Here is a 21,188-nt window from a genome sequence, read left to right on the forward strand (position 1 = left end):
GCCTGAGAGACATTAGCCTCTGGGCTACTCGTGGATCTCGGGGAGGTGGTCGGCGCCGACATAGTCACCAAATTTGGTCGTAGCACCGTCGAAACTCAAGGTGATGATGCCGATGGGGCCGTGGCGCTGCTTGCCGATGATCACTTCGGCCTTGCCATGGGCGGCGCTAAAGCGCTGCTGCCATTCGGTATAGCGCTCCAAGTGCTTTTCCGCGGATTCCTCGGGTCGGCGCGCGGGTTCCGCTCGGCCGAGGTAATATTCCTCGCGATAGACGAACATGACGACGTCGGCGTCCTGCTCGATCGAGCCCGACTCGCGGAGGTCGGCGAGCTGCGGCCGCTTGTCCTCGCGCTGCTCGACCGCACGGCTGAGCTGCGAGAGCGCAATGACCGGCACGCTCAGCTCCTTGGCGAGCGCCTTCAGGCCGCGGGTGATCTCGGAAATCTCCTGCACGCGGTTCACTTCCGCGCCGCGCCCGGGCGTGCCCTGGAGCAGTTGCAGGTAGTCGACGATGATGAGGTCGAGCCCCTGCTGGCGCTTCAGGCGCCGGGCGCGCGTGCGCACGGCGGCGATCGACAGCGCCGGCGTGTCGTCGATGAACAGCGGGATGCTCTGCAGCTCGAGCGAGGCCTGCACGAACTGGTCGAACTCGTCGCGCGAAACCTCGCCGCGGCGGATCTTGTCGCCCGACACGCCCGAGGCCTCGGACAGGATGCGGGTCGCCAGCTGCTCGGCCGACATTTCGAGCGAGTAGAAGGCGACGACGCCGCCGTCCTCGGCGATCGCCTCGCCGGTAGCGCCGCGGCCCTGGCGATAGGCGCGGGCGACGTTGAACGCGATGTTGGTCGCAAGTGTGGTCTTGCCCATGGACGGGCGGCCCGCAAGGATCATCAGGTCCGACGGATGGAGCCCGCCCAGCTTCTTGTCGAGGTCGCGGAAGCCGGACGAGACGCCCGAGGTCTTGCCGTTGCGCTTGTAGGCAGCCTCGGCGATTTCGGTGGCTGAAAGCAGCGCCTGCTTGAACGGCTGGAAGCCGCCGTCCGCGGCGCCGGCGGTCGCCAGGTCGAACAGCTTCTTTTCCGCGACTTCGATCTGCTTCTTGGCGTCGAGGTCGAGGTCTTGCTCGTAGGCCTCGTTGACCACGTCGCCGCCGATCTCGATCAGCTCGCGGCGCAAGTGCAGATCATAGATCTGCCGGCCGTAGTCCGCGGCGTTGATGATGGTGACGACCGAGGCCGCGAGCTGGGCCAGATAGCGCGCACCGCCGATGTCGACCAAGGCGCCGTCCTGCTCGAAGAACGGTTTCAGCGTGACGGGACTCGCGATCTGGCCGCGCTCGATCAGCTTCTCGACCGCGCCATAGATCCGCTGGTGCACCGGCTCGTAGAAATACTCGGGCCGGAGAAACTCCGAGACCCGGTGATAGGCCGCGTTATTGACGAGCAGCGCGCCCAGAAGCGCCTGCTCGGCTTCGAGGTTCTGCGGTGGCGTACGATAGGCGGGGACGTCCGGCTGCGCCGGGACGACCGGCGCGGGCGAGCGGGCTGGGTCCATGTTGCCCACAACCTACTGCCGACCGGCCGGCTCAGACCACGGCTATTCCATCCACAGGCCTGTGGATAACGGGGATCAGTCGGCGCAGCCCGCCTGGCGCGGCGGCAGGGCCGAGACGAGCGGATGCGCCGCCTTCCACTCGTTCATGTAGTCGCGGGTCATCGGCACCGCGTCGACGCGCTTCGCCAGCTGGATCTGGAACACCATCAAGTCCTGGACGCGGAAGCCCGCCTCCGACGCCGCGAGATAGAACTCCCACATGCGGCAGAACCGCTCGTCGTAGAGCGCCTTCACCTTCTCCCAGTGGGTGAGGAAGCGCTGGCGCCAGTGGCGCAGCGTCTCGGCGTAGTGCAGCCGCAGGATCTCGATGTCCATGAGCTGCAGGCGGGCGCGCTCGATCGCCGGCAGCACCTCGGAGAGCGCCGGGCAGTAGCCGCCGGGGAAGATGTATTTCCGGATCCAGGGGTTGGTCGTGCCGGGCCCGTCCTGGCGGCCGATCGCGTGGATGAGCGCCACGCCGTCATCGGTCAGAAGGTCGTGGATCTTGTCGAAATATTCGCCGTAGTGATTGACCCCGACATGCTCGAACATGCCGACCGAGACGATGCGGTCATAGCGGCCCTGGTCGAGACGATAGTCGCGCATCTCAAAGCGCACGCGGTCTGAGAGCCCGGCCGTGGCGGCCCGGTCGTTCGACATCTTGTGCTGCTCGGTCGAGAGCGTGAGGCCGGTGACGTCGACGCCCGCCGCCTGCGCCAGATAGAGCCCGAGCCCGCCCCAGCCGGAGCCGATGTCGAGCAGCTTCTGGCCGGGCTTCAAGAGCAGCTTGGAGGCGATATGCCGCTTCTTGTTGGCTTGTGCCGTCTCGAGATCGTCGGTCGTCCGCTCGAAATAGGCGCAGGAATATTGCCGGTCCGCGTCCAGGAACAGGTCGTAGAGCGTCGACGAGAGATCGTAGTGATGGGCGACGTTCTGCTGGGCGCGGCCGACGGGATTATGTTGCTGCATCCAGCGCGCCCAGCGATCAACGCCGTTATAGAGCGGCGAGAGCGCCACCGACCGGGGCGCGGTCGAGATGTTGCCCATGAGGAGGCTCAGGAAATCGTAGATGTCGCCCTCAACGAGCGTCATCGAGCCATCCATGTAGGCTTCGCCGACGGCCAGGCGCGGATTGAAGAACAAGCGCCGCTCGAGCGTCTTGGTATGCAGGCGAATCGTCGAGACCGGTCCGGGCAGCTCGCCGAAGATGTGGGTTCGTCCGGAAGAATCGATGACGGTCAGCCGTCCGCGACGGATGAGGTGACGCAACAGATGGGCCAACAGCATACGCTACCCCCGTTCTGCATGTCGAAACGTCAGGGTTGGGGCGCGGAGGCGGGCCCAACCGGGAAGGTGCGGGCAAGGAAAATGGATCGCAAAACAAAAACGCCGCACAGGATGCCGATATCCCGTGCGGCGTCACGCATCGGAGCCAGGCTCCGACGCGAATAGTCAAGCAAGCTTCGCGTCGACTATCAAGCCCTTGAAAAGCAATGGCCGAATGACCACCGCCGCAGAGCTCGACCGACCTGGACGCTGGCCGGGGCGATCAGGCCTCGGCCGTCTCCTCGGCAACCGTCTCGGCCTCGGCCTCTTGGGCCTCGCGAGCGGCCTCGAGATCGGCCGCCGTCAGGCCCTTGGCCTGGGCCGCGGCTTCGTCGGCCGACTGCGCCACGTTGACCTGGACGATCAGCGACACTTCCGGGTGCAGGGTGATCTTCACCTTGTGCACGCCCAGCGTCTTGATCGGGTGGTCGAGCGAGACCTGCGAGCGCTCGACCTTGTAGCCGAGTTCGCCGATGCCGTCGGCCACGTCACGCGCCGAAACCGAGCCGTAGAGCTGGCCGGTCTCGCCGGCCTGGCGGATCACGACGACGGAGAGGTCGCCCATCTTGGCGGCGACTTCTTCGGCCTCGGCCTTGAGGCGCAGGTTGTTCGCCTCGAGCACAGCACGCTGCGTCTCGAAATAGGCGAGGTTCTCCTTGGTCGCGCGCAGAGCCTTCTTCTGCGGCAGGAGGAAATTGCGGGCATAGCCCGGACGGACCTTAACGATCTGGCCCAGATGGCCCAGCTTCTCGACCCGCTCCAGCAGGATGACGTCAACCATCACTCTTCTCCTGGTCCGTTGCGGCGATCCGGCGCCGCAACCCGACCCATTGCTCGATCACACCGAGGGCGACGATCAACGGGATCGGCCACCCAAAAACAAGAACCGCGACATAGACCCCGGCCAAGAGCCAGGCCCGCTTCGACGACCGTGCGGCCGAGGCGTGGATCACGCCCAGGCCCTGAAACAGAAACGGCACCGCCAGGATGACCGACAGGTTCGATCCCGCGAACGCGATCTCCCCGCCATAGGGCAACCTGTCACCCAACGCCGCCGCGGCGATCGCCGCGGCCAACGGCACCAGGACGAGCCATGGGACCGTGATCGACGCGATCGTCGGCGCCGGACGGCGCGCCCAGCCGAAACCGGCGAGAGCGCCTTGGGCCAGGACGCCGTTGACGGCGATCAAGCCCATCCAGACCGTCGCCCCCATGCCGGGCAGCCAGCGCACCGCCGACTGCAGCATCTCCTCCGCCTGCGCGCCGACCTGCGGATCTTGATTCCGCAGTTCCTTGGCGAGCGTGCCGACCGCGGCCCGCAGGCTGCCCTCCATTCCGCCCGGCTGACCCACAAGGCTCAGCTGGGAGGCAAGGAAGACGACCGCGGCCAATGCCGTGAGGCCGAGCACCAGGCGGCCCGCGGAGGGCCATTCCGTTTCAACCCGTCGGCGCCAGAGCGCCAACGGCACCACGACCATGACCGGCAACGCAAAATCGGCAAGGAACACCATGCCGTAGAGCGTGTCGACCGCCAGGATGACCGCGGTACCCACCACCGAAGCGATCGCCGCCGGCGCAATGCCGAGCGACAACCCGACCAGAAACAACGGCAGAGGCGTCATGCCCATGAGGATGACGCCGCCGACATTGCCCTTGACCAGCGACACGAACAGCAAGGCAGCCGCGAGGCCGCCTGCTACGGCGAACGCAGCCGATCGGACGATCGACATGGCGCCGCCGGACGTGCGCGGGCCTATTGAATCAGATACGGCAGCAGCCCCAGGAAACGCGCGCGCTTGATTGCCTGGGACAACTCGCGCTGCTTCTTGGCCGACACCGCCGTGATCCGGCTCGGGACGATCTTGCCGCGCTCGGAAATGAAGCGCTGCAGGAGCTTGACGTCCTTGTAGTCGATCTTCGGCGCATTCGGACCCGAGAACGGGCAGGTCTTGTGACGGCGGAAGAACGGACGGCGCGCGGCCGGGCGGGCGCCCGGGGCGGCTTCGCCCTCGCGGCCCTGGGGACGTTCGACGTTACGCATTATTCCACCGCTCCCGCCGGGGCGCGATCGCCCCGATCACCAAAACCACGCTCGCCGCCGAAGCCGCCACGCTCGCCGCCGAAGCCACCGCGATCGCCGAAGCTGCGACGCGGACGCTCTTCGGCCCGACCCTTGTTCTGCATCGCCACCGACGGCCCCTCTTCGAGCTCGTCGACGCGGATCGTGAGCACACGGATGATGTCCTCATTGATCGACATCGTCCGCTCCATCTCCTTCACGGCGGCGGGCGGCGCGTCGATGTTCATGAGGGCATAGTGGCCCTTGCGATTCTTCTTCATCCGGTACGCGAGGTTCTTCAAACCCCAGTACTCTTTCTTCGGAACCGTGCCGCCCTGGTCGACGATGACCTGGGCGAAGGTTTCGATCAGTGTCTCGACCTGAGTGCCGGACACATCCTGGCGTGCGATGAACACGCACTCGTATAACGCCATCTAGCGTGAACCCCTTATGGCTATTCCTGGTCCAAGCCAGCCGAACCTTCGGCAAAGCCAAACGGACCTCAGCCGGTACGACCGGCAAGGAGTTGAGGGCGCGGACTATACACAAATCGATTTCGGCTGCAAGCGCGCTTGACACGCTTCTGGCCCGCGCTATCACTTGCGGCCATTTTCGCCCATCGAAAGGCATGAACATCGTGACGAAGCGTGCGTTGGTATTTCCCGGGCAGGGATCGCAGGTCGTCGGCATGGGGGTCGACCTCGCCGCTGCTTTCCCGGTCGCGCGGGAGGTCTTCGAGGAGGCCGACGACGCCCTCGGCCAGAAGCTCTCGGGCCTGATGGCCGAAGGGCCGATCGAGACCCTGACCCTGACCGAGAACGCGCAGCCGGCGCTGCTCGCCATGTCGGTCGCGGTCACGCGCGTGCTCGCGAAGGAGGGTGGCTTCGATCTCGGTGCGGGCGCCGCCTATGTGGCGGGCCATTCGCTGGGCGAATATTCAGCACTCGCCGCTGCCGGCACCTTCGCGCTCGCCGATGCCGTGCGCCTCGTCAAGCGGCGCGGCCAGGCCATGCAGGCGGCGGTGCCGGTCGGCACCGGTGCCATGGTGGCGCTCCTCGGCGTCGAGCTCGAGACGGGACTCGCGATTGCCAAGGAGGCATCCGAGGCGTCGGGGGAGATCTGCGCCGTTGCGAACGACAATGGCGGTGGCCAGCTCGTGCTGTCCGGCCACAAGGGCGCCGTCGAGAAGGCGGTCGCGGTTGCCGCCGAGAAGGGCTTCAAGAAGGCGATCATGCTGCCGGTCTCGGCGCCGTTCCATTCGCCGCTGATGGCGCCGGCCGCGGATGTCATGGCCGAGGCGCTGGGCGCCATCGCAATGACGGTGCCGGCTGCCCCGGTGGTTGCGAACGTATCGGCGAGCGCCGTGCGCGAGACGGAAACGATCCGTACGCTGCTCGTCAATCAGGTGACCGGCATGGTGCGCTGGCGTGAGACCGTGCTTTATCTGAAGGAGCAGGGCGTCACCGAGATCGTCGAACTCGGCGCCGGCAAGGTGCTGGCCGGCCTCGTCCGCCGGATTGACAAGGACATCGCGACGCGCTCGGTCGGGTCGCCCGCCGACGTCGAGGCCTTCCTGGCTACGCTCTAAGCAGCTGGCGCTTCAATTCCAGGGGAACAACACAAATGTTCGATCTGACCGGCAAGGTCGCTCTCGTCACCGGCGCCACCGGCGGCATCGGTGCCGCCATCGCCCGCGTGCTGCATGGCGCCGGCGCCACCGTCCTCTGCGCCGGCACGCGCGCCCAGGTGCTGGACCAGCTCGTCTCGGAGCTGGGTGAGCGGGCGGTGGCGGCGCCTGCCGACCTCAAGGACCCGGCAGCGGGCGAGGCCCTGATCAAGAAGGCCGAGACGGAATTCGGCCGGCTCGACATCCTGGTCAACAACGCCGGCTTCACGCGCGACGGGCTTGCCATCCGCATGAAGGACGAGGACTGGTCCGACGTGCTCGAGGTCAACCTGACGGCGGCGTTCCGCCTCGCCCGCGCCAGTCTCAAGGGCATGATGAAGCGCCGCGAAGGACGCATCATCTCGATCTCGTCGGTGGTCGGCGTTGCCGGCAATCCGGGCCAGGCCAACTATGTGGCGTCCAAGGCGGGCCTCATCGGCATGTCGAAGGCACTGGCGGTCGAAGTCGCCTCGCGCGGGATCACGGTGAACTGCGTGGCGCCCGGCTTCATCGCGACGGCCATGACCGATGCGCTGAACGAGCAGCAGCGCGAGCGGATCCTGGCCGGCATTCCGGCAGGCCGCATGGGCGATGCCGACGAAATCGCCGCGGCGGTGTTGTATCTCGCAAGCAACGAGGCGGCTTACGTCACCGGACAGACCATCCATGTCAACGGCGGCATGCTCATGGTCTGATGCGGGTAGTTTGGTGCAGTGCGGCTACTGGCATTGCGGAATAATCTATGTTAAGGCACGCCACCTTCGGTCGCGGGACCGAGTCCGGCAGGGCCATGTCGAGCGGCCCGCAGGAGGGGCCCGGCGATCGACCGGATCATCGGCCAGGCAGGTGCCCGGGCCCTGGCGTCGTGTAGTTCGACCGATCAAGGAAGCGGATTGCTCTCATAAGACCGTGCAGACTAGGGGTGCACATGCCCTTTTTGTGGGCCTGACGGTCTTCCCGCCAAAGATCATTGCCATTACATCAAGGAACAGAGACATGAGTGACATCGCCGATCGGGTTAAGAAGATTGTGGTCGAGCACCTGGGCGTCGACGAGGCCAAGGTGACGGAGAACGCGAGCTTCATCGACGATCTCGGTGCCGACAGCCTCGACACGGTCGAGCTGGTGATGGCGTTCGAAGAGGAATTCGGCTGTGAGATCCCGGACGAGGCGGCCGAGAAGATCGTCACCGTCAAGGATGCGGTGAGCTTCATTACGGCGCATAGCTGAGTATCCAGGGGTTGGAATTGCTCCGTTCCGGGGGCAATTCCAATCGTGGCTTCAGCCACGGAAGGGCTCAGGCCCTTAAGATGAAACCATTGCGTGGATTAAGATGAGACGTGTCGTAGTTACCGGCGTGGGGCTGGTTACGCCGCTCGGCATTGGTATCGAGCACAATTGGCAGGCCCTGACCGCCGGCAAGTCCGGCCTTGACCGGATCCAGTCCTTCGATGTGTCCGATCTGCCGGCGAAGATCGCGGGCATCGTGCCGCGCGGTGCGACCGCGGACAATCTGTTCCACGCGGACGACTGGGTCGAGCCCAAGGACCAGCGCAAGATGGACGAGTTCATCGTCTACGCGCTTGCCGCGGCGGCCCAGGCGGTCAAGGATTCCGGCTGGCAGCCGGCGAACGAGGTCGAGCAGTACCGCACCGGCGTCCAGGTCGGCTCGGGCATCGGCGGCCTCAGCACCATCTCCGACACGGCAGTGACGCTGCATGAGCGCGGGCCCCGCCGCGTCAGCCCGTTCTTCATCCCGTCGGCGCTCATCAACCTCGCCTCGGGCCACATCTCGATCGTGCACGGCTTCAAGGGCCCGAACCATTCGGCGGTGACGGCTTGCTCGACCGGCGCGCACGCGATCGGCGATGCCGCGCGGATCATCCAGTACGATGACGCCGACGTCATGATCGCCGGTGGCGCCGAAGCCGCGATCTGCCGGCTCGGCATCGCCGGGTTCGCCGCCGCCCGCGCGCTCTCGACGGATTTCAACGACGAGCCGACCCGGGCGTCCCGTCCGTTCGACCGGGATCGCGACGGGTTCGTGATGGGCGAGGGTGCCGGCATCGTCGTGCTCGAGGAATACGAGCACGCGAAGAAGCGCGGCGCCAAGATCTACGGCGAGCTCATCGGCTACGGCATGGCGGGCGACGCCTATCATCTGACCGCCCCGGCCGAGGACGGCAGCGGCGCCTTCCGCTCCATGCAGATGGCGCTCAAGCGCTCGGGCCTCGGCACCGACCAGATCGACTACATCAACGCCCACGGCACGTCGACGCCCGTCGGCGACGTCATCGAGGTCGGCGCGGTCAAGCGCCTGTTCGGTGAGGACGCCTACAAGCTCTCGATGTCGTCGACCAAGTCGGCGATCGGCCATCTCCTGGGTGCTGCCGGCTCGGTCGAGGCAATCTATTCGCTCCTGGCGCTGCGCGACCAGGTCGTGCCGCCGACGATCAATCTCGAGAACCCGTCGGAAGGCTGTGACATCGACCTGGTTCCGATGGTCGCCAAGGAGCGGCGGGTGCGCTACGTGCTGTCGAACTCCTTCGGCTTCGGCGGCACCAACGCCTCGTTGATCTTCGCCCCGGCTCCCTGAGCCCGCGCCACGGCGTTCCCGTGATGCGTCGCCTCCTATCGATCGCCGTCGCCGGATTCATCCTGGCGGCGGCGATCGGCGTTTTGGGCACCTGGGGGGGCCTTCGCTGGTACGAGGCGCCGGGACCCTCTACCGCACCCAAGACGATTGTGCTGGAGCCCCGCGGGACCGAGGCGATCGGCGGTACGCTCGAGGGGGCCGGCATCCTGACCCATGTCCGGCTGTTCATGCTTGCCGCCCGGTTGAGCGGCGGTGCGGGCGAGCTCAAGGCCGGCGAATATCTCTTTCCGGCCGGCATCTCGCCCGCAGGCATCCTCGACCTGCTGCGGTCCGGCAGGACGGTGGTCCATCGCCTGGTCGTGCCGGAGGGGCTGACCAGTCCCGAGATCGTGGCGCTCGTGAACGAGGCGGATGCCCTCACGGGCGAGATCGCCGAGACGCCGGCCGAGGGGCAGCTGCTGCCCGCGACCTATTTCTATTCCCGGGGCGACAAGCGGCAGGCGCTGGTCGACCGGATGCATCGCGGCATGACGAAGCTGGTGGGCGAACTGTGGGCCCAGCGCCGGCCGGGCCTGCCGCTCGGCAATCCGGCGGAAGCGGTGACGCTTGCCTCGATGGTCGAGAAGGAGACCGGCGTCGAGGCCGAGCGGCCGCTCATCGCCGGCGTATTCTACAACCGCCTGAAGCTCGGCATGCGACTGCAGTCGGATCCGACGGTGAGCTACGCGCTGACCCAGGGCGAGCATCCGCTAGGCCGCACCCTGTCCCATGCGGATCTCGAGCTGCCGTCGCCCTACAACACCTACGTGACGAAGGGCTTGCCGCCAGGCCCGATCGCCAATCCCGGGAAAGCGGCCTTGAAGGCCGTGCTCGATCCGGCCGCGACCGACGCGCTCTATTTCGTGGCGGACGGTTCGGGCGGCCATCGGTTCTCGACGACGCTCGACGAGCACAACCGAGCCGTCCAGCATTGGCGCGAGATCCAGACGCCGAAGAACTAGCGGGGACAAGAATGTTGACGATCTGGGGGCGGAAGACCTCGTCGAACGTCCAGGCGCTGATGTGGTGCGTCGGCGAGTTGGGGCTGGCCTACGAGCGGCACGACATCGGCCACAAGTACGGCGGCAACGATACGCCGGAATTCCTGGCGATGAATCCCAACGGCACCGTGCCGGTGCTGCGCGACGGCGACGACGAGCCGCTGTGGGAAACCGGCGCGATCCTGCGCTATCTGGCTGGCCGCTATGCCGATGACCGATTCTGGCCGCAAGACCCGGCGGCGCGCGCCCAGGTCGACAAATGGGCCGAATGGTCCAAGATCAACATTGCGCTCAAATTTACCGCTCCGGTCTTCTGGCGCGTCGTCAGGACCGCGCCCAGGGATCGAAATTCGGCGCTCATCGCGGAGGCACTTGCCGTGCTCGGCAAGTATCTGGACATCGCCGAGAACCGGCTGGCGGTCGGTCGGTTCCTGTGCGGCGACGATCTGACGCTCGCCGACATTCAGTTCGGCCATTGCCTCTATCGCTACTTCGACATTGCGATCGAGCGGCCGGATCGCCCGGCGTTGCGGCGTTACTATGATCGGCTCGCGGCACGAGCGGCCTTCCGTGAGCACGTCATGGTGTCCTACGAGGACCTGCGCGTCCTTTGAGCTATGCGCCCTTGCGCGGCAGGCGAGCGACGAAGCGGTCGATGAGCGGTGCTGGCAATGCTGCGACCAGTCGGCTCAGCACATAGGTCTGCCAGGGAAAGGCGATGCGGGCGCGGCCCTGGGCCAGGCCGCGCGCCATGATCTCGGCCGCGCGCTCGGCACCCAGCAGGAACGGCATGTGGAACCGGTTGCGCGCCGTCATCGGCGTCACGACGAAGCCGGGACAGATCACCACGACCTCGACGCCGCTCGGCAGATAGTCGCCGCGTAGCGATTCGCCCAGCACGCGGACCGCCGCCTTGCTGGCGCTGTAGGCGGCCGAGCCCGGCAGACCGCGGAAGCCCGCGAGCGAGCTCATCAGTGCCACCGTGCCGGCGCCGCGGGCGCGCATGCGCGGCAGGATGGGTTCGATCGTGTTGAACACGCCGTCGATGTTGACGGCGAGGATGCGGCGGGATGGATCGCGGTTGCCGCCGAGGCCCGACGTGCCGCCGGAGATGCCGGCGTTCGCGATCACCAGGTCGACCGGTGCTGCCTCGTCGATCGCGACGATCCAGGCGGCAAGGGCCGCCTGGTCGGTGACGTCGATCGATATCTGCTCGACGAGTGCACCGCGCCCGATGCAGTCGGCCGCGACCTGGGCGAGCCGCGACTCGTCGCGGCCGTGCAGCGCCAGCCGCACGCCGGGTGCGGCATAGCGCCGGGCGAGGGCGGCGCCGAGCCCGCTACTGGCTCCGGTGATCAGGATGCTGCGGAAATTCTTAGGCATGCGCGGCTGTATCGCATGGCAGGTCGGATTTGTCGCTCTACGATTGTTGCGATCCCGAAGGCGAGGCTATAAGCCGGTAAGTGGTTTCAAACGGGATGGGGTGGCAGGCGTGGCGGTTTCGAGCATGACCGGCTTCGCGCGGGTCGAAGGCCAGACGGACGGCTTCGCCTGGGTTTGGGAATTAAGGAGTGTCAACGGCAAGGCGCTCGACCTGCGCTTCCGGCTGCCGCCCGGTTTCGACGCGCTCGAGGGGCCGTGCAAGGCACTGCTGGGCGACCGCCTCAAGCGCGGCTCGATCAACGCCAGCCTCGCGATTACCGAGACCGCGCGCGTGGCCCAGCTCAAGATCAACGACGCCGTGCTGGGCCAGGTGGTCGACCTTCTGAAGTCGCTCGAGGGCGTCATCGACGCCGCCCCGCCGCGGCTCGACGGCCTGCTCGGGATCCGCGGCGTGATGGAGCTGGCCGATGACCAGCCGGGGCCGGAGGTCCGCGAGGTGCGGCTCGCCGCCCTCACCGAGAGCTTCGGGCGGGCGGCGGGAGCGCTGGTCGCCGCGCGTGACGCCGAGGGCGAACGCATCGGCCGGGTGCTGAGCGCGCGGCTCGACGAGATTGCCGGCTATGTCTCAACGGCGGAGCAGGCGGCCGCGACCCAGCCGGACGCGATTCGAGCCCGCTTCCAGCAGCAGATCGCCGATCTGCTCGATGGCGCGCCGCCGGTGCCGGAGGAGCGGCTTGCCCAGGAACTGGCGCTCATCCTGGCGCGCGCCGACGTGCGCGAGGAGCTCGACCGGCTTGCCGCCCATATCCTGGGCGCGCGCGAGCTGCTGGCCGAGGGACTGGGCGTCGGCCGCCGCTTCGATTTCCTGTGTCAGGAATTCAATCGCGAAGCCAACACGGTCTGCTCGAAGTCGGCCGACCTGGGGCTGACCCGCACCGGTCTCGACCTCAAGGCCGCGATCGAGCAATTGCGTGAGCAAGTCCAGAACATCGAGTAGAGCCATCATGGTCGAGATCAGCCGCCGCGGCTTCATCATCGTCTTGTCGTCGCCCTCGGGCGCCGGCAAGACCACGCTCACCCGCAAGCTGCTCGAATCGGATCCCAGCCTGGCCCTGTCGATCTCGGTCACGACACGGCCGCGCCGGCCGAACGAGATCGACGGCGTGCACTATCATTTCATCAGCCAGGCCCGGTTTGCCGAGATGGTGGCGGCCGGCGACCTTCTCGAATATGCGACGGTGTTCGGCAATTCCTACGGCACGCCGCGCGAGCCGGTGGAACGGGAACTCACCGCCGGCCGGGTCATCGTGAGCGATCTCGATTGGCAGGGGACGCAGCAGCTCGGCCAGTCGACGCTCGCTGCCGACGTCGTCAGCATCTTCATCCTGCCCCCGTCGGTCGACGAGCTGGAACGGCGGCTGACCGCCCGCAACCAGGACAGCCCCGACGTCGTGCGCCACCGCATGGACAAGGCGCGCGACGAGATGAGCCACTGGCCGGAATACGAGTACGTGCTGGTCAACAACGACGTGGCCCAGAGCCTGGCAGCACTCCAAGCCATCGTCGCGGCCGAGCGGGCCAAGCGCAAGCGTCAGACGGGCTTGGTCGACTTCGTCCGGCGCATCAGCCAGCGCTGAGCGCTCGCGCCAGCGCACAAAATTCCTCGACGGTCAGCTCCTCTGCCCGTGCGGTCGGTGTGACGCCGGCGGTGGCGACGAGCCGGTCGGTGTCGCGTCCGAGGGTCTTCAGGCTGGCGCGCAGCATCTTGCGGCGCTGGCCGAACGCGGCCGCGGTCACACGCTCCAGGTCTTCGAACCGTGCCTCGGCCAGCGGTTGCCGCCGCGGCACCAGCCGGACCACGGTCGAGGTGATCTTGGGCGGCGGATAGAAAGCACCGGGCGGGATGTCGAACACGGCATCGGCTTCGCAGAGCCATTGAGTCAGGATCGAAAGCCGGCCATACGCCTTGCTGCGCGGCGCCGCCGTCAGCCGGTCGGCCACCTCCTTCTGGAACATCAGGCCGAGCGCATCATAGGCCGTGATGTTGCGCAGCCAGCCGATCAGCAGCGGCGTCGCGATGTTGTAGGGCAGGTTTGCGACGATGCGCCGGGGTGCCGGCACCAGGCTCGCCGGATCGGTCTTGAGCGCGTCGGCCGGCCGGATGCTGAGGCGTCCGGGATAGGCAGCAACCAGTTCCCCGAGGGCAGCCACACAGCGATCATCGCGCTCGACCGCGACCACCTGGGCGGCGCCAGCGTCTAGCAGTGCACGGGTGAGCCCGCCTGGGCCGGGGCCGATCTCGACCACATGGATCCCGTCGAGCGAACCCGTCGCCCGGGCGATCTTGGCGGTCAGGCGCGGATCGAGCAGGAAGTTCTGGCCGAGCTGCTTCTTCGGATCGAGCCCGTGCCGCCGGATGACCTCGATGAGCGGCGGCAGCGGCGTGGCGGCGTCGCTTCCCCGGATATCGCTCCCCCGGATCTCGCTCAACGGGCGGCGGCGCGCGTGCGCGCCATCTGATCGGCGGTGACGAGGGCGGCGATCAGGCTCTCGGGGCTGGCTTTGCCGGTGCCGGCCAGGTTGAGCGCGGTGCCATGGTCCGGCGAGGTGCGAACGAACGGCAGGCCGAGCGTGACGTTCACGCCGCGCTCGAAATCGATCGTCTTGATCGGGATGAGCGCCTGGTCGTGATACATGCACAGGGCCGCATCGTAGGTCTGGCGCGCCCGGACATGGAACATCGTATCGGCCGGCAGGGGGCCTTCGACCTCGATACCCTCGGCGCACAGGCGTTGGATTGCCGGCGCAATGACGTCGATCTCCTCGCGCCCGAAGGCGCCGCCTTCGCCCGCGTGCGGGTTGAGACCGGACACGGCGAGAGTCGGCCGGGCGATGCCAAAGTCCCGTGTCAGGGCCGCCGCGGTGATGCGCGCGACCGTCGTAATCTTATCGATGCTGAGATCGGCGATCGCCGACTGCAGCGACTGATGGATCGTAATCGGTACGACGCGCAAGCCCGGACAGGTCAGCATCATGACGGGGACGGCGCCAGGCCCGGCCAGATCGGCCAGGAACTCCGTATGGCCGGGATGGCGGAAGCCTGCCTCGATCAGCACCTGCTTCTGGATCGGGTTGGTGACGAGCGCCGAGGCTTCTCCGGCGGTGACGAGCGCCACGGCCCGTTCGATCGCCCGGATGATGGCGCCGGCGTTCGCCGGATCGGGCTTGCCCGGCACGACCCGTGCCGCAAGCGGGATCGGCAGGACCGGCAGGGCGGAGGCCCAGACAGCCTCGGCGTCCGCCGCATGCTCGATAGGCCGGATCGGCAGCTTCAGGCCGAGCGACCGGGCGAGGGCGCCAAGCCGCTCCGGATCGTCGAGCAAGGCGAAGCACGGCACGCCGGCGGCGCGACGGGACCAGGCGGCGAACGCCAGCTCGCCGCCGATGCCCGCCGGCTCGCCCATGGTGAGGACGAGAGGCGGCATCGGGTCAGACGCGCAGGTCGATGAAGGCGACCTGCCGCAGATCGCGCAGATAGCCGCGGGCGAGGTTCTCGAGGCGCACGCGCGTGATGTTGTCGGCGATCCGATCCCGTTCGGCCTCCTGGTCGCCGCCCTGGCGCGAGCACACCATGAACACGCCGATGCCGTTGCGGACCGGAACCGGATCGGTCGGCGTCGCGAGCTTGGCGGCGAGAACGGTCGAACGGACCTCGGCCGGCAGTTCGGCGACCTTGATATCGCCGATCGGGCCGGACAGATCCGGCGACACGTCGCGGCCGATCTTGGCCATTTCGCCGCAGCTCTTGGCGTCAGCGGTCGCGGCCTTGGCCTTCTCGATCACGCTGGCGCTGTCGGTGCCGGCGGGGATCGGGAACACGACCTGGGTGAGATTGACCGCGACCTGCGTGGCTGGATCGACCGGTGTACGCCGATCGATGAGCAGGTAGATGTAATAGCCGCCGGTCAGCCGCACCGGGCCGATCATCTGCCCCGGCTGCAGCTTGCTGAGGAGCTTCTCGGCCTCAGGGTCGAGCTGGCCCGGCTGGACATAGCCGATGTCGCCGCCGACCGCGGCGGTCGAGGATTGCGAGAATTGGCGGGCGACGGCCGGGAAGGGCGCGCCGTGGCGGATTTCGTCGACCAGGTGCTGCGCGGTGTCGTGGATTTCCGGGTCCTGGCTCGGATTGTCGACCGAGAGATAGATCTCGCCGACGCGATCCTGCGGCTTGCCTGCGTTCGCCTGCTCTTCCTTGAGCTGCTCGTTGATTTCCTCGTCGCTGACGATGACCGAGTGCATGAAGCGGCGGCGCACCGTCTTCGCCCAGGCGATCTGCGCCGTGATCTGGTCGACCATGGTCTGCCGGTCGATGTTGTGCGTCTTCAGGAACTGGTCGACGCCGCCCTTCGGCATCTTGTTCTGCTGCTCGATGTTCGAGATCGCGTCCGTGACATCCGCAAGGCCGACGGCGACGCTTTCCTTCTTCGCCTCCTGCAGCTCGAGCTTCTCGTCGATGAGCGTGCGCAGCACCTGGGCGCGGACCTGCTGCAGCACGCGCGGATTGGGCTGCAGGTTGGTGGACGCGACGACCAGCTTCACCCGCTCTTCGACGTCGGAGATCGAGATGACGTCGTCGTTGACGACCGCCGCGATCCGGTACTCCTGGTCCTGGGCGTGGGCCGGGCGAAGCCAGCAGGCGGCAAGAAGCGTGATGGCTAGAACAGCGGCAAGGCGGCCGCGCGCGCTTCGGAGAGGCTGCAAGGTCATGTCCCGAATGATCACCCGGCCGCTATCGGGCGGCCGGGCGGTGTTGTAACGCGGAACACCATCCGTCGTCACGGCAATGATTCACGGCAGCGATTCGTTGCCCGCCTGGAGCTGCGGCAGGGCAATCTCGCCCAGGTTCTTGAAGACGAACTGGAACAGCAGGGTGGTCCCCGGCTTGATGTCCCGGTCGCGGACGCCGGTCTGGGTGAGCGAGGCGATCACGGTCAGGCATTCATCCTGGTACTGGGCGGCGAAGCCGGAGGAGACCTGGTTGACGTTGTCGCCGGACAGCTCGCGCGTCGCTCGCGCCGAAAACGTCCAATATTGATCGTAGACATAGTTGAGATTGACGCTCAGCTCCTGGCGACGGCTCTCGCCGTCGCGCGGATTGTCACCCAGCTGGAGATAGGAGGTCGACATCCTGAGCCAGGACGGTCCGAAGTTGACGCCCAGTTCCTGATGTTCCGGCCGGAGGTCCTCGCGGTCGAAGCGGAAGCGGTAGCTGGCATCGATGAAACCGGACGGGCTGTAGCTCAGCCGGCCGACATAGTCCGAGTTCTGGCGGTTGATACCGGTGCCGGAGTTGATCGCGACCGTCGGCTGATAGGCGCCGTTCGTCACCGGGTTGAGCCCGAGACCGTAGTTGAGCGGTGTCTGGCGCTGGAACCGATAGCTCGCACCCACGAGTGCCCGCGCCTTCGAGCCATCGTCGCCGGTCCAGTCGGCCTGCACGCCATAGTCGACGCGCTGGCCGCTGTCGACCTGGTCGTAGCCGACCAGGCGGTTGCGCACGAACAGGTCGTTCTCGTTGTAGTCGAACGAGACGCTGTCGTCGTTCGGGATCTGCGGCGGGTTGCCGCCGATCGGCGCCGCATAGATCGCCGCGCGCGGCGTGATCACGAGCGTCGAATGGTCGCTCTGCCGTACGAACGGGTCGCGCCATTCGAGGCCGATCTGCGGAAAGACGCGGCCGGTCGAGCCGTTGAAGATCTGCGGGTGCGAGACGGACGGCTGCCCGTTGATGTAGCTGATCAGCCCGGTGCCGACGACCGGCTGGCTGCCCACGTTATAGCCGTCGGCACGCACGCCGGCGACGAAATTGAAGGCGCTGCCGTCGCGCGTGATCCAGGGCAGGTTGAACTCGCCGCCGACGGAGGCGCGGCGGCTGCTCGGGCCTGTCTCGCGAATGATGTCCGCACCGTTGGCGTTGACCGTGAAATGGCCGCCCCAGACAGTCGGGCGGAAATCCCAGGAATAGTCACCGAGCGGCAGCACGTACGGCTGGGCGCGGTCGCTGACGCCGAGGCGCAGCGACTGGAAGCTGTAGGCGTTGACGGAGCCGTAGTTGCGACCGTCGAAATTCTCGACATAGGCGTCCGAGGTCAGGAAGTTCTCGTTGCCGCCGAAGTGGTAGAGCCGCTCGTAGGTCTGATCGGTCGTGCGCCGGATCGCCCAGCCCGTGCGCCAGTTCTCGTCGAGATCGAACTCGCCGAACGATGCGATATGGCCGCGGATCTGGTCGTGCACCGTGGTGTTGTTGTTGGCCCCGCCGACGAGGTCGGCCTGGGTGATGCTCGCGCGCGTATCGATGAAGCCATTGCTGAAGCGCTGGCGATATTCGCCGCCGAGATCGATGCCCTGGTTCAGGGTGAACAGGGGCGAGATCGTCAGGTCCTTGTCCGGCGCCAGCACCCAGTAGTAGGGCGTCGTGAAATTGAAGCCGAGCGTGTTGGACGAGCCCAGCGTCGGCGGCAAGAAGCCGCTCGCCCGCTTCACCGATGGGTCGGGATGCGAGAAATAGGGCGAATAGAGGACCGGATAGCCGCCCATTTCGAGCGTCACGTCCTCGTACTCGACCCTCTGCAGTTCCTTGTCGTGAACGATCTTGGCGGCCTTGAGCTGCCAGAGCGGCGGCTGGGTTGGATCGTCCTTGCAGAGATCGCACGGGCTATAGACGCCGCGGCGGATCTCGGTGCGGTTCGCATCGGTCCGGCGTGCGGTGTTGCCCGCGACGCGCGAGCGGTCGGCCATCAGGATCCGGACGTCCTGGATGAAGCCCTCGCGCATGGAATCGGTCAGTTCGACGTAATTGCCGAACACGATGTCGCCGGTTTCCTGCAGCATGCTGACATGGCCCGACGCGGTGACCGTGTCCGTGCGCTGGTTGTAGCTCACCATGTCGGCGAGCAGCGTGCGGTTGCCCTGCGAGATCTCGACATTGCCGCGCGCGATCACGAGCCCGTATTCGTCGTCGTAGTTGACCTCGTCCGCGCTGAACAGCACCGGCACCGTCTGGCCGTTCTGCGCGGCGGACTTGTCGGCATCTCGGGCGAAGACCGGCTCGTCCAGGACGAGGCCCCAAGCGCCGAGACCGACCCCCAGCACGACCGCGTGCGCAGCCCGGCGGCGGGCGCGGGCGCTGCCCGATACGAACGACTTGACCCGGTGGCGCATGAAGGACTCAGCCATCCTCAAGATGGAGCAGAAGGGTAGCCCCCAAGAGGGTGCTGATCCCGGCGGGCGTCCAGGCGGCGAGTGCCACCGGGATGGTCGACGAGAGACCCAGGGCGAATACCACATCTGTGAGGAAATACAGCAGAAAACCGGCGGCGACGCCGCCGACGACCAGCGTGGTGGCGCCGCCACGACGCTGCATGCGCAGCGAGAAGATCGCGGCGATCAGCACCATGGCGCAAAGCAGCACCGGCCGTGCCAGCAGCGACTGGAAATAGAGCTTGTGGCGCTGCGCCGAGAAACCGGATTTCTCCAGCAGATCGATGAAGCCGGGCAGCGCCCAGAACGACATCGTGTCGGGTGTGGCGAAACTATCCTCGATCTTGCGCGGCGTGAGGTTGGTCTCGACCGTCACCTGGTCCAGATGCTGCGACTCGGGCTTGCGTTCCGGTCGCCACTCCCAGGCATCCTTGACCAGCCAGCGGCCGTCGTGCAGCACCGCTGTCTTGGCGTCGATCCGGCGCAGCATCCGGTCGCCGTCGCGGAAGAAATAGAGCGTGACACCGTCGGCCGTCATGTCGGACGGGGTCAGGCGCTGGGCATGGATCACGGCCTGGGTGCCGGTGGTGTCGCTTTGCCGGAGCCAGAGGCCGCTCGACGACAGCAGCAGCGAATCATCCGCCTGGCCCTTAAGGAACCGCGCCTCCAGCTGCTTGAAGGTCGCCTGCATCGAGGACGCGAGCGGGTTGAATACGGTGACGCCGATCACGCCGATCAGGAAGGCGATCGTGATCGAGGGCGTCAGGAACTGCCAGACCGAGACGCCGGCCGCGCGTGCCACGATCAGTTCCTGGCTGCGCGTCATGCGCGCCAGCGCGAAGATGCTGCCGAACAGCACGGCGAAGGGCGTGACCTGCTGGGCGGTGTAGGGCAGTTGCAGCGCCGCCATCTTGACCAGCAGGCCGATCGAGATCTCCGGATGCGCCGCCGCGCGCCGCAAGAGCTCGATCAGGTTGCCGATGAAGATCAGCAGCAGGATCATGATGAAGGTGCCGGTGAACCAGACCAGGAATTGCCGCGCGATATAGCCGAAGAGCGTAGTCGGAAAGTTCATGCTGCCGCCTCGCTCACAGGTGCCGCCACGGCACGCCGCCTGAGGATGCGGTGGCCATAGAGCACGAGCACGATGCCGACGACGGCCGGCAGCAGCGCGTTCAGATACATGAGCGGGATCATCGCGGTATTGCGGTTCGACATGTTGGTGAAGCTGATCGACGTCGCCTCGAGGGCGGCCACGATCGCGAACGCGATCAGCACGCGCTTCGTCTGGCCGCGGCGGTTGAGCTCGCCTGTGAGCAAGGCCGCGAGCGCCACCAGGATGAAGCTCAGGCAATAGATCGGGCTGATCAGGCGATTATTGCCCTCGGTCAGCAGATGGGCGCGCAGCACCGGGTCATTGTCGGCGTCGGTCGGGAAGAACAGGTCAGGGATGAAGCGTTCTTCCGCCTGCAGGATGCGCGCGCCCGGCGCGTCGCGGAACTGGTTGAGGTCGAGGCTGTAGCGGTCGAAGGTCAGCACTTCCTGCTGCTGCTTCTCGGGATCCCAGATCTGCCGCGTGCCGTTGATCATCAGCACGCGCGGCGTGTTGTCGACCTGGACGATCAGGCCTTGCTCGGCCGTGAGCGTGACCGGCTTCGTCTTATCGCGGCTGTCTTGGATCAGGAGGCCCTCGAGCCGGCCGGCCGCGTCACGGGCGCGCACATAGATCGTGAGCGTGTCCGAGACGGTGTTGAAGGTCCCTTCCTGCAGCAGCACGGAGGCGATCTGGTTGTGGATCTGGAATTCCAGGTCCTTGAAAGCATTCTTCGAGGCCGGCAGGAAATAGACCGAGAGGGAGAACATCGCGGCCGTGCCGATGGCGGCCAGGATCAGCGCCGGCCGCGCCAGCCGGTTCTGGCTCAAGCCGCAGGCACGCATGACCACGAGCTCGCTGTCGGTCACGAGCTTGTTGTACGAGAACAGCACGCCAACGAAGCAGCCGATTGGCAGGGTGAGCGCCAGCATTTGCGGCAGGCTCAGCACTGCAAGCTCAAGGAACAGCCCGATCCCGACGCCGCGGTTCACCACGAGGTCGACCAGCTTCAGCGACTGAATGAGCCAGGACGCCGAGGTCAGACCGAGTGTCACGAACAGCGTGGCGCCGGCGCACTGGCGGAAGATGTAGCGGGTAAGGCGGTTCATGGCGGGCGCGAGTATACAAAGTCGATTCCGGCAAAACCTAGGCCGAATTGCACATGGAACGGC

21 protein-coding genes are annotated in these 21,188 nt (G+C 66.7%); 8 read left to right on the top strand and 13 right to left on the bottom strand.

The features are described 5' to 3' along the window. Positions 1-24: 24 nt before the first annotated feature. The 6 genes from IEY58_RS16930 to rpsF all read right to left on the bottom strand — a co-directional run bounded on the left by IEY58_RS16930 (position 25) and on the right by rpsF (position 5,412). The gene (locus IEY58_RS16930; RefSeq protein WP_189047850.1) at positions 25-1,554 is read right to left on the bottom strand and encodes a replicative DNA helicase; all 1,530 of its coding nucleotides are present in this window, start codon (positions 1,552-1,554) and stop codon (positions 25-27) included. 75 nt (positions 1,555-1,629) lie between these two features. Continuing rightward, complete coding sequence (locus tag IEY58_RS16935) at positions 1,630-2,880, bottom strand: SAM-dependent methyltransferase (RefSeq protein WP_189047852.1); 1,251 nt, start codon at positions 2,878-2,880, stop codon at positions 1,630-1,632. A 262-nt stretch (positions 2,881-3,142) separates the two neighbouring features. Then, positions 3,143-3,700 (bottom strand): 50S ribosomal protein L9, encoded by a 558-nt coding sequence (rplI, locus tag IEY58_RS16940; protein ID WP_189047854.1) that lies wholly within the window; start codon positions 3,698-3,700, stop codon positions 3,143-3,145. After that, the gene (locus IEY58_RS16945; RefSeq protein ID WP_189047856.1) at positions 3,693-4,649 is read right to left on the bottom strand and encodes a DUF2232 domain-containing protein; all 957 of its coding nucleotides are present in this window, start codon (positions 4,647-4,649) and stop codon (positions 3,693-3,695) included. The genes rplI and IEY58_RS16945 overlap by 8 nt, the downstream gene beginning before the upstream one ends. Positions 4,650-4,672: 23 nt before the next feature. Then, a complete protein-coding gene (gene rpsR, locus IEY58_RS16950; RefSeq protein WP_189047858.1) occupies positions 4,673-4,960 on the bottom strand; it encodes a 30S ribosomal protein S18 in 288 nt (95 codons plus the stop codon). After that, positions 4,960-5,412 (bottom strand): 30S ribosomal protein S6, encoded by a 453-nt coding sequence (gene rpsF / locus IEY58_RS16955; protein ID WP_189047859.1) that lies wholly within the window; start codon positions 5,410-5,412, stop codon positions 4,960-4,962. The genes rpsR and rpsF overlap by 1 nt, the downstream gene beginning before the upstream one ends. 194 nt (positions 5,413-5,606) lie before the next feature. Here rpsF and fabD point away from each other — a divergent pair, with 194 nt between their 5' ends. From fabD to IEY58_RS16985, 6 genes are all read left to right on the top strand, one after another. Beyond that, entirely contained in the window at positions 5,607-6,566 is a 960-nt protein-coding gene (fabD, locus tag IEY58_RS16960; RefSeq protein WP_189047860.1) for an ACP S-malonyltransferase, read from the top strand. A 35-nt stretch (positions 6,567-6,601) separates the two neighbouring features. Then, positions 6,602-7,339 (top strand): 3-oxoacyl-[acyl-carrier-protein] reductase, encoded by a 738-nt coding sequence (fabG, locus tag IEY58_RS16965; protein ID WP_189047861.1) that lies wholly within the window; start codon positions 6,602-6,604, stop codon positions 7,337-7,339. Between the two features lie 301 nt (positions 7,340-7,640). Beyond that, positions 7,641-7,874 carry an acyl carrier protein gene (locus IEY58_RS16970; RefSeq protein ID WP_189047862.1) on the top strand — a complete coding sequence of 78 codons (234 nt, stop codon included), beginning with the start codon at positions 7,641-7,643 and terminating at the stop codon, positions 7,872-7,874. Between the two features lie 103 nt (positions 7,875-7,977). Then, entirely contained in the window at positions 7,978-9,240 is a 1,263-nt protein-coding gene (gene fabF / locus IEY58_RS16975; protein ID WP_189047863.1) for a beta-ketoacyl-ACP synthase II, read from the top strand. A 23-nt stretch (positions 9,241-9,263) separates the two neighbouring features. Next, the gene (mltG, locus tag IEY58_RS16980) at positions 9,264-10,241 is read left to right on the top strand and encodes an endolytic transglycosylase MltG (protein ID WP_189047864.1); all 978 of its coding nucleotides are present in this window, start codon (positions 9,264-9,266) and stop codon (positions 10,239-10,241) included. Positions 10,242-10,252: 11 nt separating this feature from the next. After that, entirely contained in the window at positions 10,253-10,894 is a 642-nt protein-coding gene (locus IEY58_RS16985; RefSeq protein WP_189047865.1) for a glutathione S-transferase family protein, read from the top strand. 1 nt (position 10,895) lies between these two features. Here the strand turns inward: IEY58_RS16985 and IEY58_RS16990 are convergent, their stop codons facing one another. Then, on the bottom strand, positions 10,896-11,663 hold the full coding sequence (locus IEY58_RS16990) for an SDR family NAD(P)-dependent oxidoreductase (protein WP_189047866.1): 768 nt from the start codon (positions 11,661-11,663) through the stop codon (positions 10,896-10,898). Positions 11,664-11,787: 124 nt separating this feature from the next. Between IEY58_RS16990 and IEY58_RS16995 the strand changes: the two genes are divergently transcribed. Both IEY58_RS16995 and gmk read left to right on the top strand, forming a co-directional pair. After that, complete coding sequence (locus IEY58_RS16995) at positions 11,788-12,660, top strand: YicC/YloC family endoribonuclease (protein WP_189047867.1); 873 nt, start codon at positions 11,788-11,790, stop codon at positions 12,658-12,660. 7 nt (positions 12,661-12,667) lie between these two features. After that, positions 12,668-13,300 (top strand): guanylate kinase, encoded by a 633-nt coding sequence (gmk, locus tag IEY58_RS17000; RefSeq protein WP_189047868.1) that lies wholly within the window; start codon positions 12,668-12,670, stop codon positions 13,298-13,300. Here gmk and rsmA read toward each other — a convergent pair. The 6 genes from rsmA to lptF all read right to left on the bottom strand — a co-directional run bounded on the left by rsmA (position 13,287) and on the right by lptF (position 21,125). Next, positions 13,287-14,144 carry a 16S rRNA (adenine(1518)-N(6)/adenine(1519)-N(6))-dimethyltransferase RsmA gene (rsmA, locus tag IEY58_RS17005; protein ID WP_189047963.1) on the bottom strand — a complete coding sequence of 286 codons (858 nt, stop codon included), beginning with the start codon at positions 14,142-14,144 and terminating at the stop codon, positions 13,287-13,289. The two genes, gmk and rsmA, sit on opposite strands and share 14 nt — an antisense overlap. A gap of 5 nt (positions 14,145-14,149) precedes the next feature. Further along, positions 14,150-15,148: a 4-hydroxythreonine-4-phosphate dehydrogenase PdxA gene (pdxA, locus tag IEY58_RS17010; protein ID WP_189047869.1), complete on the bottom strand. Its 999-nt coding sequence runs from the start codon at positions 15,146-15,148 to the stop codon at positions 14,150-14,152. A 4-nt stretch (positions 15,149-15,152) separates the two neighbouring features. Then, entirely contained in the window at positions 15,153-16,430 is a 1,278-nt protein-coding gene (locus tag IEY58_RS17015; protein WP_189047870.1) for a peptidylprolyl isomerase, read from the bottom strand. Positions 16,431-16,511: 81 nt separating this feature from the next. Continuing rightward, entirely contained in the window at positions 16,512-18,884 is a 2,373-nt protein-coding gene (locus IEY58_RS17020; protein ID WP_189047871.1) for an LPS-assembly protein LptD, read from the bottom strand. A gap of 7 nt (positions 18,885-18,891) precedes the next feature. Then, a complete protein-coding gene (gene lptG / locus IEY58_RS17025; RefSeq protein ID WP_189047872.1) occupies positions 18,892-19,998 on the bottom strand; it encodes an LPS export ABC transporter permease LptG in 1,107 nt (368 codons plus the stop codon). Further along, positions 19,995-21,125 carry an LPS export ABC transporter permease LptF gene (gene lptF, locus IEY58_RS17030; protein ID WP_189047873.1) on the bottom strand — a complete coding sequence of 377 codons (1,131 nt, stop codon included), beginning with the start codon at positions 21,123-21,125 and terminating at the stop codon, positions 19,995-19,997. The genes lptG and lptF overlap by 4 nt, the downstream gene beginning before the upstream one ends. Positions 21,126-21,188: the final 63 nt, after the last annotated feature.

The sequence above is a fragment of the Aliidongia dinghuensis genome (genome assembly GCF_014643535.1).
GTDB lineage: Bacteria > Pseudomonadota > Alphaproteobacteria > ATCC43930 > CGMCC-115725 > Aliidongia > Aliidongia dinghuensis.

Excerpts from the sequence above, each read along its gene's own strand:
- IEY58_RS16990 (WP_189047866.1), bottom strand. The coding sequence starts at position 11,663 with ATGCCTAAGAATTTCCGCAGCATCCTGATCACCGGAGCCAGTAGCGGG.
- fabG (WP_189047861.1), top strand. The coding sequence starts at position 6,602 with ATGTTCGATCTGACCGGCAAGGTCGCTCTCGTCACCGGCGCCACCGGC.
- lptF (WP_189047873.1), bottom strand. The coding sequence starts at position 21,125 with ATGAACCGCCTTACCCGCTACATCTTCCGCCAGTGCGCCGGCGCCACG.
- rpsF (WP_189047859.1), bottom strand. The coding sequence starts at position 5,412 with ATGGCGTTATACGAGTGCGTGTTCATCGCACGCCAGGATGTGTCCGGC.
- pdxA (WP_189047869.1), bottom strand. The coding sequence starts at position 15,148 with ATGCCGCCTCTCGTCCTCACCATGGGCGAGCCGGCGGGCATCGGCGGC.
- IEY58_RS16935 (WP_189047852.1), bottom strand. The coding sequence starts at position 2,880 with ATGCTGTTGGCCCATCTGTTGCGTCACCTCATCCGTCGCGGACGGCTG.
- IEY58_RS17020 (WP_189047871.1), bottom strand. The coding sequence starts at position 18,884 with ATGCGCCACCGGGTCAAGTCGTTCGTATCGGGCAGCGCCCGCGCCCGC.
- lptG (WP_189047872.1), bottom strand. The coding sequence starts at position 19,998 with ATGAACTTTCCGACTACGCTCTTCGGCTATATCGCGCGGCAATTCCTG.
- IEY58_RS16970 (WP_189047862.1), top strand. The coding sequence starts at position 7,641 with ATGAGTGACATCGCCGATCGGGTTAAGAAGATTGTGGTCGAGCACCTG.
- IEY58_RS16945 (WP_189047856.1), bottom strand. The coding sequence starts at position 4,649 with ATGTCGATCGTCCGATCGGCTGCGTTCGCCGTAGCAGGCGGCCTCGCG.
- fabD (WP_189047860.1), top strand. The coding sequence starts at position 5,607 with ATGAACATCGTGACGAAGCGTGCGTTGGTATTTCCCGGGCAGGGATCG.
- IEY58_RS16930 (WP_189047850.1), bottom strand. The coding sequence starts at position 1,554 with ATGGACCCAGCCCGCTCGCCCGCGCCGGTCGTCCCGGCGCAGCCGGAC.
- rpsR (WP_189047858.1), bottom strand. The coding sequence starts at position 4,960 with ATGCGTAACGTCGAACGTCCCCAGGGCCGCGAGGGCGAAGCCGCCCCG.
- IEY58_RS16995 (WP_189047867.1), top strand. The coding sequence starts at position 11,788 with ATGACCGGCTTCGCGCGGGTCGAAGGCCAGACGGACGGCTTCGCCTGG.
- mltG (WP_189047864.1), top strand. The coding sequence starts at position 9,264 with ATGCGTCGCCTCCTATCGATCGCCGTCGCCGGATTCATCCTGGCGGCG.
- IEY58_RS17015 (WP_189047870.1), bottom strand. The coding sequence starts at position 16,430 with ATGACCTTGCAGCCTCTCCGAAGCGCGCGCGGCCGCCTTGCCGCTGTT.
- gmk (WP_189047868.1), top strand. The coding sequence starts at position 12,668 with ATGGTCGAGATCAGCCGCCGCGGCTTCATCATCGTCTTGTCGTCGCCC.
- IEY58_RS16985 (WP_189047865.1), top strand. The coding sequence starts at position 10,253 with ATGTTGACGATCTGGGGGCGGAAGACCTCGTCGAACGTCCAGGCGCTG.
- fabF (WP_189047863.1), top strand. The coding sequence starts at position 7,978 with ATGAGACGTGTCGTAGTTACCGGCGTGGGGCTGGTTACGCCGCTCGGC.
- rplI (WP_189047854.1), bottom strand. The coding sequence starts at position 3,700 with ATGGTTGACGTCATCCTGCTGGAGCGGGTCGAGAAGCTGGGCCATCTG.